The following is a 15,759-nucleotide window of genomic DNA, read 5'->3' on the forward strand; positions in this document are numbered from 1 at the left end:
AAAATCGCTGTCATCACCGCATATTAGGATGGCAGTGTTGAATGTATTCAAGGAGTAAGTATGTTAGGTAACTGGACCAAAACCTTTGTGCTGATGGCGGCGATTACGGCCCTGTTTGTGGCAGTCGGCGGGGCATTGGGTGGCCAGGGTGGTATGTTGATGGCCTTGTTGCTGGCAGGCGGCATGAACTTTTATGCCTATTGGTTCAGTGACCAGGCCGTGCTGAAGATGTATGGTGCGGTTGAGATTAATGCCGACAATAATTTTGGCAACGGCCAGTTCCGCAACTATTACAACATGGTCAAAGAGTTGGCTGAGCGCGCCGAGTTGCCGATGCCGCGCGTGTTTGTGATGAACGAAAGCCAGCCGAATGCGTTTGCCACCGGCCGTAACCCAGAACATGCTGCGGTAGCCGCGACGACCGGCATCATGCAGATTTTGAGTGAGCGCGAGTTGCGTGGTGTGATGGCGCATGAACTGGCGCACGTAAAAAACCGCGATACCCTGATTTCGACTATTTCAGCCACCGTGGCTGGTGCGATTTCATCGATTGCACAATTTGGCCTGATGTTTGGTGGTGGCCATCGTGATGGTGAAGACAGACCTAACCCCATGATTGGTATCCTGATCATGGTGCTGGCGCCTTTGGCGGCTTCGCTGATCCAGATGGCGATTTCACGTTCACGTGAATATGAGGCCGATCGTATGGGCGCTGACATTAGTCGCGATCCAAAAGCCCTGGCTGCGGCTTTGGAGAAAATCCATAATTACGCGCACCAGATTCCTAACATGACAGCTGAGCAGCATCCTGAAACCGGGCAGATGATGATTATCAACCCATTATCTGGCGCAGACCTCAAGGGCTTATTTAGCACTCACCCGCAAACGGAAGAACGTATTCGCCGCTTGCTGGCGTTAGCCAATCAATATTAACCAGTGTGATGATTAAAAAAGGCTTTCTGAGGAAAGCCTTTTTTATTGTGCGCGTTTTTCACTGCCTAATTGAGACGCATCAAGTAGAATAGCTTTTTTTGCCCAGAGATTATCGTTGCAAGTTGCCCAGCTCATTGCCGCACATGCGGTGGCCGAAGTATTGGCCGGACATAACCTGACTGTTTCCATGCCCAAGGCCTTGCGCAAGGTCAAAGCAGCCACGCCGCAACAACAGGCCGCTGCGCAGGATTACAGCTACCTGACGTTACGTTTTTATGCGGAAGCCGCGGCTTACCTGCAAGCGTTGACGCCCAAGCCGGTCACGGATGAACGTGTGCATGCTTTATTGCTGGTGGCATTGTCACAGCTGTTGCATAGCACAGATGATGACTTCACTGTGGTCAACCAGGCGGTAGAAGCGGCCGGTAAAACCGGGCAACGTTGGGCCAAAGGCCTGGTCAACGCCGTGCTGCGCAACTTTTTGCGTCAGCGCACGGATTTGCAATCTCAGGTCGCCCAGCGCGAAGAAGTGCAATTTAACTATCCACAATGGTGGATAGATACCCTTAAGCAGCAATACCCGCAGGATTGGCAGGCGATTCTTCAAGTAGGTAATAGCCATCCGCCCATGACCTTGCGTGTAAATGTGCGCAAGACAGATGCGGCGACTTATCTGCAGTTGTTGCAGTCTGTGGGCATCGCCGCTAGCCATTTGGGCGGTACGGCCATTCAGTTACAGCAGCCCTTGCCAGTGAGCAAGCTGCCTTATTTTGAAGAGGGCTGGGTCAGTGTGCAGGATGCCGGTGCGCAATGGGCCGCGCCTTTACTGGATTTGCAGCCTGGCATGCGTGTGCTGGATGCCTGCAGTGCACCAGGTGGCAAGACTTGCCACGTGCTGGAAACCAGTGATGTGGAATTACTGTCGCTGGATGTAGAGGCCGAACGTTTGCGGCGTGTACACGAAAACCTGCAGAGATTGGGGCTGCAAGCCAAGGTGATCACAGGGGATGCTGCCCAGTCAGACTGGTTTGATGACCAGCTATTTGACCGTATCCTGGCAGATGTGCCTTGTAGTGCCTCGGGCATTGTGCGCCGCCATGTGGATATGAAGTGGTTGCGTAGACCTCAGGATCTGGCAACATTTGCCCGTACACAGCAGGAAATTTTATCGAATTTGTGGCAAATGCTGGCAAAAGGCGGTAAATTGCTCTACGTGACATGCTCGATATTCCAACAAGAAAACGAAATGCAAATTCAGCAATTTTTAACCACGCACGCGGATGCGACAAGGTTGCCGGTCGCTTTTGATGTGTCGATATTACCTTGTCAGCATCAGATAGGCGGGCAGTTGCTGCCTGCGGCTGAGCATGACGGATTGTTTTATGCACTTTTGCAAAAACATTAATCGCTGGTTATGGATAGGGCTGCTGTTGAGCCTGACTAGCTGGATGGTATTTGCTGGCGGCAATCACGCGCATATCCGCAGTGCGGAGTTGGTGCTGCGGGATGAAATATGGACACTGGATGCTGACATTGATATCCAGTTCGGCCGCGCGTTGGAAGAGGCACTGAGTAAGGGGGTCGCGCTGACTTTTTTATATGAATTTCAAATTATTAAACCGCTCAAATACTGGTTTGATGATGAGGTGGTGACTGAGCGCCGCGCCGTGACCCTCAATTACCATGCACTCACCAAGCAATACCTGCTCAATTATCCGCAACAACAAAAAGTGTTCGATAGCCTGGGTGAAGCCAGGCGCGAATTGGGCTCTATTCACGATTGGCGGCTGGTGCCGCATGCCACGCTTGAAAAAAACCAGCCTTACCAGGCCGCGCTCAAAATGCACCTGGATACCAGCAAACTGCCCAAAGCCCTGCAACTAGATGCTCTCGGGGAAAGTGACTGGGAACTGGTCACGCCTACCTTTAGCTGGTGGGTGAAGGAAACCCAGCGCTAGCCTTATGCGTTATGTCCTGATTTTGTCTATTGCGCTGGCAGCAGCCCTGCTTTACCTGCTGTCGCTCGCCAGCGCCAATACTGCCATCAGTGGTGATTACTATCTGGTATTGCTCTATATCAATGCTGGCCTGGCCTTGCTCTTGTTGGGTGTGATTGCTTACCAGTTGCGCCATCTCTACCGCACCACCAAAGCCAAACAGGTTGGCAGTAAACTCAATTTCAGGTTACTGGTCACGTTTGCGCTGATGGCGCTCATCCCCGGCATGATTGTTTACCTGGTATCGGTGAATTTCCTCTCGCGCTCGATTGAGTCCTGGTTTAACGTCAAGGTGGAGTCTGCGCTGGATGGCGGCTTGAATTTGGGCCAGCGGGCACTGGATATTATGCTGGGGGATGTGAAGGAGAAGGCGCAAAGCATGGCGGTGTCGCTGTCTCTGCAGCCTGCGCGTTCTCATTACAGCCAGATCAACGATTTACGCGAAAAAGCAGGCATTCAGGATGCGGCCTTGCTCAGTGCGCAAGGTGCTATTTTAGCCGTGAGTAGTTCTGACCCCAGCAGCTTTTTGCCTGAATTGCCGTCGGTGCCGCAGTTGCGCCAGGCCAGGAGTGGTGTTTACGGAAAGATCGAGCCGATTCCAGGCAAGGGCCTATATATGCGTGTGCTCACCCCTGTGGAGCCTCTGGGCATTACGGGTGAACTACGTATTTTGCAATTGATGCAGCCGGTGCCCAAAGCGCTGTCGAATACGGCTGAGTCGGTACAGGACGTCTATCGCGAGTATCAAACGCTGTCTTATAGCCGTCAGTCATTGAAAGACATTTTCATGCTGACGCTGACCATGATTCTGTTGTTGTCGATGTTAGGCGCATTGACCATTGCGTTTGCGCTGAGCCGCCGCATGGCACAACCCCTCACCGTGCTGGCAGAAGGCACGCGCCTGATTGCCAGTGGTGATTATTCGCAGCAACTACCTTCGTTTGGTAAAGATGAACTCAGTGTGCTGGTGAAGTCATTTAACAGTATGACGCGCCAGTTGCAGGAGGCGAAAAATGCCTCTGAGCAAAGCCGTCAGCATGTGGAGTCTGCGCGTGCTTACCTGGAAGCGATTCTGTCGCATTTAAGCTCGGGCGTGATGACCATTAATGAGCGTGCAGAGTTGCGTGTATATAACCTGGCGGCCACCAATATTCTGGGGATTTCGCTAGTCGGCTTTAAAAACAAGATTTTTACCGAGGTGGCTGCTGAAAACAGGTATCTCAGCCCGTTCACCGAGCTGGTGATGCAGCACTACGAAGATACCTTGCAGTTTGACCATCATGAGCGGCACCTGACCAGCCAAATTGAAATTGAGGGCGTGCATGGTACGCAGATACTGATGTTACGGGTGACGCGCTTGCCGGAAGGTGCAGGGCACGGCCTGGTGGTGGTGTTTGATGATGTGACCGCCATGGCGCAAGCGCAGCGTGATGCAGCCTGGGCGGAAGTGGCCAGGCGTTTGGCGCACGAGATTAAAAACCCGTTGACGCCGATACAGCTTTCGGCCGAACGCTTGCAACTTAAGTTGCAGGACAAACTGGATAGCAAAGATGCCGAGATGTTATTCAAGTCGACGGATACCATTGTGAACCAGGTGCAGGCCATGAAGAACATGGTCAACGAGTTTAGTGAATACGCCAGAACCCCGGCCGTGCAGTTGGTAAAGCTGGATTTAAATGCTTTAATTCGTGATGTCAGCCGCCTGTATAACGCCTCGGCAGTCAAGCTGGTATTAACGCTGCATGAGCAATTGCCAGAGATACATGCCGATGCAACCATGATGCGGCAAATTTTGCATAACTTGCTGCAAAATGCCCAGGATGCCCTGACACAAGTGAGTGAGCCGCACATTGTTATCTTGACCGATTATGATGGCGAGCGTATAAAATTAACCGTGACCGATAACGGCAGTGGTTTTCCGACCGATGTGATGGCCAGGGTGTTCGAGCCCTATGTCACCACCAAGTCTCACGGGACAGGGTTAGGATTAGCCATTGTGAAAAAAATGATAGAAGAGCAGCGTGGACAGATTCGCATAGACAATCTGCCACAAGGGGGCGCCAGCGTCACCATCAGCTTGCCGGTAGATAAACAACAACAGCGTCGGCGCGTTGAGCGCATCGTGTAAGGAAGTACCATGGCTTCACGTAATATTTTGGTGGTCGATGACGAAATAGGCATCAGGGAGTTGTTGAGCGACATCTTGCGGGATGAAGGGCATGTCGTGCGCTTGGCGGAGAACGCACAGGTTGCGAGGGACGAACGTCTCAAGCTACGCCCGGATCTGGTCTTGCTGGACATCTGGATGCCGGATTGCGACGGGATCAGCCTGCTTAAGGAGTGGGCCAATGCCGGATTGCTGACCATGCCGGTCATTATGATGTCCGGCCATGGCACGATTGATACGGCTGTAGAGGCGACACGCCTCGGCGCATTCGATTTTCTCGAGAAGCCCATCGCGTTGCAAAAGTTGCTCAAAACCGTGGGTGCGGCGATTAAACACACTGAGCACCTCGCGCATACTGAAATCAACCTCTCCAGCTTTGGCAAAAGCGCGGTGATCCAGGAGCTCAAACAGCGTCTGGAGCAATTGGCACGCCATAAAAATACCTTGTTCCTGATTGGCAAAAAAGGCGGCAGCGTGCCTTTATGCGCCAAATTCCTACGTCCGCACAATACGCCCTGGGTGGCACTCACCGAGTATGAAAAGTTAGTCACAGCGCCTATGGAAATCCTGGAGCAGGCACGTGAGGGCGTGGTGTTTGTGGATGAAGTCACCAAGCTGGGCAAGACAGAGCAAAAAGGCCTGAGCCTCTTGATTAATAAATCGGAGAAATATGGCGTGCGCGTGATTTGTGCCAGTGAGCATGGGTTGCCCCAACTGATTGAAAAAGCCATGCTGGAGCAGTCTTTATTGCAAACGCTGGCTGGTGCTGCGGTGAAAGTGCCGTGCCTGGATGAGCACAAGGAAGATATTCCTGATCTGGTGAGTGCCATGGCGACCTTGATGGTGGAGGCCAGCAAGATCGACTATAAGTCGTTTGATGTGGCGGCGCTGAATGCCTTGCGCAATGCCGACTGGCCGGGGGATCTGGATGAGCTCGAGTCTGTGGTGCAAAACCTGCTGATGACCAGTCTGGCCGATGTGATTACGCAAGCGGATGTGCAGCGCGTGTTGGCCAACTTTCAGGGCCAGGCCACCGAGTCAGCTGAGCAGCATATGCCGCTCAACCTCGACCAGCCCTTGCGTGAAGCGCGCGATGAGTTTGAGCGTTTTTACTTTCAGTACCACATGCGTCTGGTGAAAAATAATATGAGCCGTTTGTCTGAGATTTCTGGCCTGGAGCGCACGCACTTGTACCGTAAGCTCAAGCAACTGGGTATCAAGATCAAAGGTTAACTTGAGATTGCTGTCAATAAAAAAGCCGGGATTGTCCCGGCTTTTTTATTGGTGATGATTGCTTATTTTTTGCGGTTATCTAGGCTGCAAGCCGTGTCAGGGTAAATGCTCAGTAGCCACATGCCACCGGCGATGCCCATGTAAGCGAAGAACGCGTCCAGTGAAGCCTGGGCCAGGATCACGGCCATAAAGGCTGCCAGTACGCCCAGTACACGGGCTGACAAGCGGGTTTTAAAGCCGATGATCAATAGCAGGCCAAACACAAATTGAACCAGGATCAGCAACGGGGCAAACACCGCTGGCAGCCCAAACTGGCCCAGGGTCATCTGATATTGCAGGTAACCATCAGGCGTATTCAAAATCGCCATCAGTTTTAAAATTACGACCCCAAAAAACACCAGCCCCAGCAAAATCCTGGCCGCTGCGGTTTGAAAACGACACATAGCTTTTCCTCAAATCCTGTTTTTAATAAAGGACGTATGATGCCTGCGGCTAACTACAATTGCAATACAGGTACAATGGCGATATTTGATCCGGAGGGGCGATGGCCGTGCAACGTATTCAGCTCAGTATCCATCACCTGGATAGGCATCATCCCTTATGGGCGGAGTGCCGCATGATCCGGCAGCGTGTATTCATAGAAGAGCAACACGTGCCGGTGGATCTGGAATGGGATGCGGCAGATGAAACAGCCATTCATCTGCTGGCATGCCGGGATGATCAATCCCTGGCATGCGCCAGAGTGTTGCCTGACGGGCATATTGGCCGCATGGCGGTGCTCGCAGAGTGGCGCGGGCGCGGGGTTGGAGAGGCATTGTTGTTGCAGGCCATACAAGTTTGCCAGCAGTTGGATGTCAGTCATGCGCGGCTGTCGGCGCAAATGCATGCAGTTGGTTTTTATCAGCAAGTGGGCTTTGAGGTATGCAGTGAGCCTTACAGTGATGCCGATATATTACATATAGATATGCAACTTGAACTGGTATAATTGCGGTTTCCGTTTTTCTCCAACTTGCAGACATAAAAGGAATTCTCATGTCAAAAATCGTATTTAAAGCCGGTGAAGCAACCGTGTTTTCTGAAGGTAAAGATGTTACCGCCGCGATGCCGGAAATCTTGATCGGTTCTGTAGATGGCCCAGTGGGCGCTGCATTTGCCAACATGATGGCGCAGACCAAAGGCCACACAGCTATGTTTGCCGTACGTGATATCAACCAGATGGTACGCCCAGCGACCATGATGGTGCCAAAAGTGACATTGAAAGATTCACTGAACATTGAATTGTTCGGTGGCGTGGTGCAAGCAGGTGTGGCTGATGGCATTACCGATGCCGTGATCGAGGGTATCATTCCTAAAGAGCTGGTGAACGATCTGTGTATCGTGGCATTGCTGTGGGTTGACCCGGGCTGTGCTAAAGAAGCGAACCTGGACAAGGCTGACCTGTACAAAAACAACTACGAAGCGATCAAGCTGGCATTGAAACGTGCCTTGAACGACGAGCCTAGCATTGATGAACTGATTGCTAACCGTCACAAAATCAGACACTGTATGTGGGAAGATAGCTGGGATCAGAAGTAATCCTGCTGTTTCTGCCTAACCCCGCAATTGCGGGGTTTTTGTTATGTGGACTTAAAACATGAAGCATTTAATTAAACGCTATCTGGCGGTTGTGTATGAAGCGCTATTGCTGCTGGCGTTGGCGCTGGCACTGACTGCTGCGTACATCATGATCATCGGCGATGCCAGTCATGGCTGGAAAAGACTGGGTTTACAGGCCTTGTTGTGGCTGGTGATAGGGGCTTATTTTGTGCGTTGCTGGGTGGTGACCGGGCAAACCCTGGCCAGTCAGACCTGGCAGTTAAAGGTGGTTGGCCAGCATGGGCAGTTGCTCGACCGGCAGCAAGCGATGATGCGTTATGTGTTGGCCAGCATGCTGCTATTGCCTGCCGGGTTGACCTTGTGGTGGGCATTGCTGGATCGCGAGCAACAGTTCTTGCATGACCGCCTGTTAGGCTCGCGCATCATTGCCTTGCCGCCGGTGTAGGCGTTTAGATTAGCGTCGCTCGACGTAGTAAAGCATGCCAAGTCCAGCCGCTAAAAAGAGTAGCGTCGGACTGATGGCGCTGACCAGTGGAGACCAGTCGTTGAGTACGCCCAGATGCACAAACACGCGGTTCATGATCTGGTAGACCACGCCCAGGAAAATCCCGGCAAAGATTTTGGCACTGATGCCCCCTGCACGTTGTTGTAAAAAGCCAAACGGCAGTGCCAGCATCACCATCACCAGGCAGGCCAATGGATAGACCAGTTTGGACCACAGCGCGACCTGGTAACGGGTGCTTCTCTGGCCATTCTGGTGCAGATACTGGATAAAGCTGTACAGATTCCAGGCGGACATTTTTTCCGGCAACACCAGCAGTACATTGAGTAGCTCTGGCCGGATTAGCGACTCCCATTTGGTCTGCTTGAAGAATTGCGAGGTGACGGAGTTGTTCTGCGCTGATTTGCTGGTGTGCATTTTGGTTTGTGTCACATTGGACAATATCCAGTGGTCATCTTCAAAATAACCTTTGTCGGCATGGCTGATATTGCGCAAGCGGAATTGTGCGTCAAAATCATAAATACGAATATCCACCAGGCTGCTATCCGGCATGACGGTAGCGACATTGACAAAACTACTGCCATCCTTGATCCACAAGCCTGACTGGAAGTCCTGTGCGACCACTGAGTCTGTGGCCTGGATGCGGATGCGTTGCGCCATTTTTTCACTGATAGGCGCAATGATTTCACCGATCAAAAACGTCACCAGTGCGAATACCAAACCAATACTTAACAGCATTTTTGCGATGGTTTGCAGTGAAATGCCGCTGGTGCGCATCACAATCAACTCAGAGCTTGAGGCCATGGCGCCCAAGGTGTAAACAATACCTAAGAGTACAGCCACGGGCGCAACTTCATAAATGTGTCCGGGAATACTCAGGCCAACATAAATCAGCATGCTGTTGATGCCGTAGTGTCCGCGTCCCAGGCTGTCCAGCTCTTGCAGCAGGTCAAAGAAAGAAAACATGGCGAGCAAGCCCAGCAACACCAGCATGATGTTGAAGCTGATTTCTTTCCAGAAATAGCGGTTGAGGATAGTCAGCGTCATGTTTTTACACGCTTTGCCCGGCGTTTAAACCAGTCAGGAATGAGTGGTTTGAGATGCTTGCGGCGGTAGTATAGATACCAGCCAAGCAATGCGAAGCTAAAGTGCACAGGCCACAATCCGATCAGGACGGAGATTTTCCCCTGGGTGATCCAAGCTTGGAAGATGCTCAACATATTGTTGTAGATGATGAATATCAGGATGGCAAACATGATATTCAGTGAGCGTCCGGCGCGTGGGTCGACAAAACTCAGTGGAATGGCAAGCAATACCATAATGATGGTCGAAATGGGCATCGCCAGCCGCCAGTGCAGTTCTGCATGGTCAGCCGCGGTTGCGCCGCTAATCAGCGATTGGGTGGACCTGGTTTGCGCTGTGCTGGATGACGGTGCGGTTTCCTTGGTTTCTACACGGATGTCGTAGCGCTCGAATTCGGTGGTCATTACCTCTAGCGTATTGGGCGTGATTTCATAACGTCTGCCGTGCTCCATACGCAAAAAATTATCCCCATTGGGGGCTTTATAGCGACTGCCACTATTGGCCGTGATAATGCCGGTCTTGCCATTTTGCTTGGATTGCACAAAGATGTTTTTGACCTCATAGCCCAGTTTATCGAAGCTCTCGATAAAATAGATGCGCTCGCCATTGTTGGACTCTTTGAAGCTGCCTGGACTGATCGAAGATAACTCGTCCCGCTTTTTGAGCTGTGCACGATAACTGTCTGCTTTATCGTTGGCCCAGGGGACAATCCCCAAGCTGAACACGCTGATGATCAGTACCAGAGGGGCAATAAAACGCAAAATTGGTAGTACCCATTGGCGCAAACTCAGCCCTGCGTTCATCCAGATGACCATTTCAGAGTCACGGTGCCAGCGGGTCAGGGTCAGCAGTGCGGCCAGGAAAATGGCAAGGGACAGCATCATGGGCATGAACTGGACCAGACTGAAGGTCAGGATAGTGCCGATGGCGTCGTTAGGGAGAATCCCTCTGGAAACTTGGCGCACGATGTTACCGGCGCGTTGCGCCACGACAATACCCAGGATAATCAGGAAAATGGCAGACGCTGAGGACATCAGCTCTGCAGACAATGCACGTTTGAATATTTTCAATTTAAATGCACCGCTTTGAAATCAGCATAAAACACTAGATAATACAACCATCACTCAGGCAAATTGCATGGAATCACAAAGGATAAAGATGGAATTTAGCATAAAAAACGCTGCCCCGGAAAAATTGCGTACGGATTGTTTACTGGTCGGCATTTATGAAGGCCGGAAACTGACGGATTTAGCTAAATCGCTGGATACGGTGAGCGAAAAAGCCATTTCGGCCGCGCTGAAATCTGGCGATATGGAAGGTAAAACTGGAAGCACCCTGGTATTGCGCCAACTGGCTGGTGTGGTGACGCCGAGAGTGATGCTGGTCGGCTTGGGTAAGGCGGACGATGCAAGCCTGAAAAGCTTGCGTAACAGCTTCCGCGCTGCGGTGAAAGCACTGCCGGCTGGCGTGGAGAATGTGGCGACAGATTTTGCTAGCCTGAGTATCAAAAAAACAACGGTGCAGCAAAAAGCGGCTGCCTTGGCTGAAGTGGCGCTGGACGCTACTTATAAAGTGAATGCGGTGAAAGAGAAATCTGTTGAACCGCATCCGCTCAAGCAAGTGATAGTGCTGGCGGAAAAAACCGATCAGGCGGCTGCGACTGAGGGCGTTAGCCAGGGTAGCAGTGTAGGGCAGGGCGTGGCCTTGGCCAAAGACTTGGGCAATTTGCCGCCGAACATTTGCACACCTAGCTATCTGGGCAAGCAAGCTGAGAAATTGGCCAAAGAATACGGCTTCAAGGTCGAGGTGCTGGAGCAGGCCGCGATTGAGAAGCTCAATATGGGCTCTTTTTTAGGCGTGACGCGTGGCAGCGAAGAGCCTCCACGCTTTATTGTATTGCAGCATCTGCATGGCAAAAAATCCCAAAAACCTGTGGTGTTGGTGGGCAAGGGCATTACGTTTGATACCGGTGGCATTTCGCTCAAACCGGGCGCCGACATGGATGAAATGAAATATGACATGTGCGGTGCTGCCTCAGTATTAGGCGTATTCAAGGCATTGGGTGAGCTGAAGTTGCCGCTGAATGTGGTGGGCTTGATCCCAACCTGTGAAAACATGCCGAGTGGCCGCGCGACTAAACCAGGTGATGTGTTGACCAGTATGTCTGGCCAAACCATTGAAGTGTTGAATACTGATGCAGAAGGCCGTTTGATTTTGTGTGATGCGCTGACTTACGCAGAGCGTTTTGAGCCAGCGGCAGTGATTGATATTGCCACGTTGACCGGTGCTTGCGTCATTGCGTTAGGGCATCATGTCAGTGGCCTGTTTGCCAATAATGATACTTTGGCCAAGGCCTTGCTGGCGGCTGGCGAGCAAGCCAATGACCGTGCCTGGCAAATGCCGTTGTGGGACGATTATCAGGGCCAACTGGACAGCAACTTTGCCGATATTGCCAACATTGGTGGCCGTGCCGCAGGCAGTATTACCGCGGCTTGTTTCTTATCACGCTTTGCCAAAAAGTATGACTGGGCGCATCTGGATATCGCGGGCACGGCCTGGAAATCTGGCAAGGAAAAAGGCGGCACGGGCCGTCCGGTACCATTGCTGGTGACGTATTTGCTGGACCAGGCAGCCAAATAACGCGTCATGACTAAAATCCGTTTTTACACTGATGTCACTGATCCACCTGCGTTGATACAACATCTGGTGAGCCAGGCGTTATCACGGCAGCGCAGTGTGACCATTTATGTGCCTGACCGAGAGCAGGCACAAAGGCTGGGTGATCAGTTATGGCAGCAAACGGCCGACAGTTTCTGGCCAAATGCATTGGCTGATGCCGAGTACGCCGCATTGACGCCGGTGCAACTGGCCTGGCAGCCCGAGCAGATTCGCCAGGATGATTTGCTGTTTAACTGCCAGGCGGCCCTGCCTAAGTTTTTCAGCCGTTTTCGCCATGTGTTTGAGTTGATAGGCACCGAAGAGGCTGACAAAATGGCCGGGCGGCAGCGGTGGGCATTTTATCGTGACCGTGGTTACGAGATTCAGCACATGAATAAGCAAACGCAATAACAAGCCTTGCAAAGGGGATGGTGTGGATATTTCAGAAATTCCGGTATTAACCAAAGTTGTTCAGAAGTCAGCGGCGCCTGCGATTGAGATGGATGAGTTGGTGGCGCAGCTTAAACAGGCTTTGTTACCGGAAATCATGCAATTGGTGGCTGCACAACTGGCCGAGCATAGTCCAGGCACCCTTGCGGCCGGACAGCAGTCTCTTGCCGACTACGCCAATACATTGCAACAAGAAGTGCTGGCGAAGGCACAGTCGCAGGTCGGTGATAGCATTCAGGCGATAGAACAAGCCTTCCGCGAGGCCATGGGCAATGTCAGCAAGCAGCAATTGCAAGTGTTTGAAGAACAGATCGGCCGCTTGAACGAAACGCAGCAATCGCAATTGCAGGCCAATGAGCAATCATTTCAGGCCGCATTGGAAAACAATATCCAGCAACAATTACAGGCGGTTGAAGAGAAGTTGTCGCAGTTGGGTGACACCCAGCAGCAATTGCTGGCAGCCACCGAGCAAACCGTGCGCGACACGGTGGATAAAACCGGCCATCAATGGTTGGGTGAGACCTTGTCACCGCTGATAGATGCGCAACAGGCGCAAATGGAAAGCCGTTTGCAATCTTTGCGTGAGCAGCTTGAGCAGGGCCTGGTCGATCATTTGCAACAATTGCAAGAAACCAATAAACGAACCTTGTCTGATAGCCAGGCATCAGCGGCTACCACGCTGGTGGCAGACTACAAGCAATCACTGCAAGAGGCATTTGCCGAGTTAAACGCTGCACAAATGGCGGAGTTTAAGCAGAGCATGCAAGCTGAGCTTGCGGCATCAGCGCCTGCCTTGGAGGAAAAAGTGGCAGCAGTGGTCGCCGTGCAATTGCAGGAAATGGAGGCCGAAATGAACAAGCGCCTCAAGTCACGCATTCTGGAAGTGTTGCAGGGCATCAAGTTTGTGATGCCTACGGTTTAATTTACGCGTTTGCCAGTGTCAGCATAACTGGCGTGTGGTCGCTGGGGCGCTCCAGTTTGCGTGGTGCCTTGTCTATCACGCAGCTATCGCACAGCGGCTTTAAGGCATCACTGACCAGAATGTGGTCTATGCGCATGCCCATGTTGCGGCGGAACGCGGCCATGCGGTAATCCCACCAGCTAAACTGCCCGGCCTCGTCGTTAAACAGGCGAAAGCTATCGTGTAAACCCAGTGCCAATAATCGCTCAAAGGCTTCCCGTTCGGGCTGGCTTACCAGCACTTGCCCTTCCCAGGCAGCCGGGTCATGGCAATCTCTATCATCCGGCGCAATATTGTAATCCCCTAACAGTGCGAGTTTTTCGTGTTGTTTCAACTCGTCCGTCACCCAGTTCTGCAGGGCCGCCAGCCAATTGAGTTTGTATTGATATTTATCTGAATCCAGCGCCTGGCCATTGACCACATAGGCGCAAATTACACGTACGCCCTGTATCGTAGCTGCAATAATACGCTTTTGTTCATCGGCAAAATTTGGCAGGTCAACATGGACATCTTTCAGTGGATGCGGGCTGATAATCGCCACGCCATTATAGGTTTTCTGGCCATTATGCACCGCATTAAACCCGGCTTCTTGCAAGGCAGCATAGGGAAACTTGCTGTCCTCCTGCTTGGTTTCCTGTAGGCATAACACATCCGGCTGGTTGGAAGCCAGCCAGTCCAGCACATGTGGCAAGCGCACAGTCAGGGAGTTGACGTTCCAGGTAGCCAGTTTCAACAAAGTTCTCCACAAAAGAATCAGCAAAATGCGCTTGCAATGCGCCAGGGATGCACGCGCATTTTACACGACTCTTTTATCGCTGCCTGCCACGTAGGTGTCGACACGCGCTGCCATATCAGACAAATGGCGTATTTTTCAATCGCACGCTCCCCGTTACAGTGAGGTTTGCATGGTTTGATATCAGGAGCAAAAGATGAAAAATAGTCAGGGAACCCTTGCGGGTTTCTCTACAACGGAGTGGTGGTTAGTGTTGGCGATTGTGCTGGTAGCAATAGGTCTGCGGCCGGGGATTGTTTCCATGGGGCCTGCGTTGCCTGCCATCATCGACACCTTTCAATTGAGTCACGCCATGGCCTCGATGATGACGGCGATTCCTGATGTATTAATGGGGGCATTGGCGTTGCCTACGCCGTGGCTGGTACGCCGATTTGGCGTCAATAACGTGCTGATGTTTGCGTTGAGTGTGCTGAGTCTTTCGATGTTAGTACGCGCTTACTCTGCCGGAAGTGGTTTGCTCATGACCAGCACTGTCGGCGTAGGGGCTGGTATTGCTGTTGCCGGCGCCATGTTTGCAGGCATCGTTAAAGCCAGTTTTGCCAATCGAGCGGCATTCATCATGGGCATTTATGCTACCGCCTTGTCATTGGGCAGCACTTTGTCGGCCGGGCTGACGGGCTGGATATTGCAAGCTGCGGGCTGGCGGGTCGCGACCGGCTTGTGGGGAGTGCTGGGTGTGATTGCCATGGTGGCCTGGTGGCAAGTCATACGCAAATCAGTCACTACTCGCGCAGTCAATGTGACTTCGACACAGGCAGCTCCCTCGCGCCTGCCTTTACGCACCCCCGTGGCCTGGATGATTGCCTTGTTCTTTGCCTGCGTTAACTTCCTGTTTTATGCCATTCTCACCTGGACGGCGGCGATGTATCAGGAAAGTGGCATGCCTGCTGCCGAGGCCGGCGCCGTCCTGGCCAGTTTTACGTTTTGCTTTATGTTGGCCAGCCCGGTGGTTGGCATGTATAGCCGACACCCTGATCGACGTGGTTGGCTCGCGGGATGTGCCTTGGTTTCTACTATTGGCCTGGCAGGCATGGCGACACCTGGTGCCTGGCCGTGGCTTTGGGTGCCGCTGACGGCGTTTGGTCTCGGCGGGGCATTTACGTTGGCCATGACCTTGCCGCTGGACAATACGCATACGCCGGATGCGGCCAATCGCTGGAATGCATTCGTATTAACGGTTGGCTATCTGATTGCTGCGTGTGGCCCTTTTATTGTTGGTCGTATGCGCGATGTGAGTGGTCACTTTGAAAGTGGTTTTCAGTTGTTATGCCTGGTGTCTTGCCTGATGTTTTTGCTTGCATTTACCCTGAAGCCTGGCCAGGCTTCAGGGTAGTGATGAATCACTGATGATGCTTTCAGCACGCGTGATGGATGGGGGCTAAAGAG

16 protein-coding genes are annotated in these 15,759 nt (G+C 52.2%); 12 read left to right on the plus strand and 4 right to left on the minus strand.

The window, feature by feature from the left end; all coding sequences use genetic code 11:
* Positions 1-60 precede the first annotated feature (60 nt).
* From htpX to INP79_RS01980, 5 genes are all read left to right on the plus strand, one after another.
* On the plus strand, positions 61-933 hold the full coding sequence (gene htpX / locus INP79_RS01960; protein WP_194752728.1) for a zinc metalloprotease HtpX: 873 nt from the start codon (positions 61-63) through the stop codon (positions 931-933).
* 115 nt (positions 934-1,048) lie between these two features.
* Positions 1,049-2,338 (plus strand): 16S rRNA (cytosine(967)-C(5))-methyltransferase RsmB, encoded by a 1,290-nt coding sequence (rsmB, locus tag INP79_RS01965; RefSeq protein WP_194752729.1) that lies wholly within the window; start codon positions 1,049-1,051, stop codon positions 2,336-2,338.
* Entirely contained in the window at positions 2,316-2,891 is a 576-nt protein-coding gene (locus tag INP79_RS01970) for a DUF4390 domain-containing protein (protein WP_194752730.1), read from the plus strand. The genes rsmB and INP79_RS01970 overlap by 23 nt, the downstream gene beginning before the upstream one ends.
* A gap of 4 nt (positions 2,892-2,895) precedes the next feature.
* On the plus strand, positions 2,896-5,058 hold the full coding sequence (locus INP79_RS01975) for an ATP-binding protein (RefSeq protein WP_194752731.1): 2,163 nt from the start codon (positions 2,896-2,898) through the stop codon (positions 5,056-5,058).
* A 9-nt stretch (positions 5,059-5,067) separates the two neighbouring features.
* Entirely contained in the window at positions 5,068-6,330 is a 1,263-nt protein-coding gene (locus tag INP79_RS01980) for a sigma-54 dependent transcriptional regulator (RefSeq protein ID WP_194752732.1), read from the plus strand.
* A gap of 62 nt (positions 6,331-6,392) precedes the next feature.
* Here INP79_RS01980 and INP79_RS01985 read toward each other — a convergent pair whose 3' ends face one another.
* A complete protein-coding gene (locus INP79_RS01985) occupies positions 6,393-6,773 on the minus strand; it encodes a DoxX family protein (RefSeq protein WP_194752733.1) in 381 nt (126 codons plus the stop codon).
* Between the two features lie 101 nt (positions 6,774-6,874).
* On the opposite strand from INP79_RS01985, the gene INP79_RS01990 reads away from it, so the two are divergent.
* The 3 genes from INP79_RS01990 to INP79_RS02000 are packed head-to-tail and all read left to right on the plus strand — an operon-like array spanning position 6,875 to position 8,371.
* Entirely contained in the window at positions 6,875-7,315 is a 441-nt protein-coding gene (locus INP79_RS01990) for a GNAT family N-acetyltransferase (RefSeq protein ID WP_194752734.1), read from the plus strand.
* A gap of 47 nt (positions 7,316-7,362) precedes the next feature.
* Positions 7,363-7,905, plus strand: coding sequence for a formaldehyde-activating enzyme (fae, locus tag INP79_RS01995; protein WP_194740303.1), 543 nt, complete (start codon positions 7,363-7,365; stop codon positions 7,903-7,905).
* Between the two features lie 58 nt (positions 7,906-7,963).
* Entirely contained in the window at positions 7,964-8,371 is a 408-nt protein-coding gene (locus INP79_RS02000; protein WP_194752735.1) for an RDD family protein, read from the plus strand.
* A gap of 9 nt (positions 8,372-8,380) precedes the next feature.
* Here the strand turns inward: INP79_RS02000 and lptG are convergent, their stop codons facing one another.
* Together lptG and lptF are read right to left on the minus strand one after the other, a co-directional pair.
* Entirely contained in the window at positions 8,381-9,475 is a 1,095-nt protein-coding gene (gene lptG, locus INP79_RS02005; protein WP_194752736.1) for an LPS export ABC transporter permease LptG, read from the minus strand.
* Positions 9,472-10,581 carry an LPS export ABC transporter permease LptF gene (gene lptF / locus INP79_RS02010; RefSeq protein ID WP_194752737.1) on the minus strand — a complete coding sequence of 370 codons (1,110 nt, stop codon included), beginning with the start codon at positions 10,579-10,581 and terminating at the stop codon, positions 9,472-9,474. Before lptF ends, lptG begins: the two co-directional genes overlap by 4 nt.
* A gap of 88 nt (positions 10,582-10,669) precedes the next feature.
* On the opposite strand from lptF, the gene INP79_RS02015 reads away from it, so the two are divergent.
* From INP79_RS02015 to INP79_RS02025, 3 genes are read left to right on the plus strand one after another with little or no spacing between them, the layout of a single operon-like run.
* Positions 10,670-12,151 (plus strand): leucyl aminopeptidase, encoded by a 1,482-nt coding sequence (locus INP79_RS02015; protein WP_194752738.1) that lies wholly within the window; start codon positions 10,670-10,672, stop codon positions 12,149-12,151.
* Between the two features lie 6 nt (positions 12,152-12,157).
* Positions 12,158-12,580, plus strand: coding sequence for a DNA polymerase III subunit chi (locus INP79_RS02020; protein WP_194752739.1), 423 nt, complete (start codon positions 12,158-12,160; stop codon positions 12,578-12,580).
* Positions 12,581-12,602: 22 nt separating this feature from the next.
* Positions 12,603-13,541: a hypothetical protein gene (locus INP79_RS02025; protein WP_194752740.1), complete on the plus strand. Its 939-nt coding sequence runs from the start codon at positions 12,603-12,605 to the stop codon at positions 13,539-13,541.
* A gap of 1 nt (position 13,542) precedes the next feature.
* Here the strand turns inward: INP79_RS02025 and xth are convergent, their stop codons facing one another.
* Positions 13,543-14,313 (minus strand): exodeoxyribonuclease III, encoded by a 771-nt coding sequence (xth, locus tag INP79_RS02030; RefSeq protein ID WP_194752741.1) that lies wholly within the window; start codon positions 14,311-14,313, stop codon positions 13,543-13,545.
* Positions 14,314-14,509: 196 nt separating this feature from the next.
* On the opposite strand from xth, the gene INP79_RS02035 reads away from it, so the two are divergent.
* Positions 14,510-15,706 (plus strand): CynX/NimT family MFS transporter, encoded by a 1,197-nt coding sequence (locus INP79_RS02035; RefSeq protein WP_228519684.1) that lies wholly within the window; start codon positions 14,510-14,512, stop codon positions 15,704-15,706.
* Positions 15,707-15,759 lie beyond the last annotated feature (53 nt).

Source organism: Methylophilus sp. QUAN, from assembly GCF_015354445.1.
Classification (GTDB): domain Bacteria; phylum Pseudomonadota; class Gammaproteobacteria; order Burkholderiales; family Methylophilaceae; genus Methylophilus.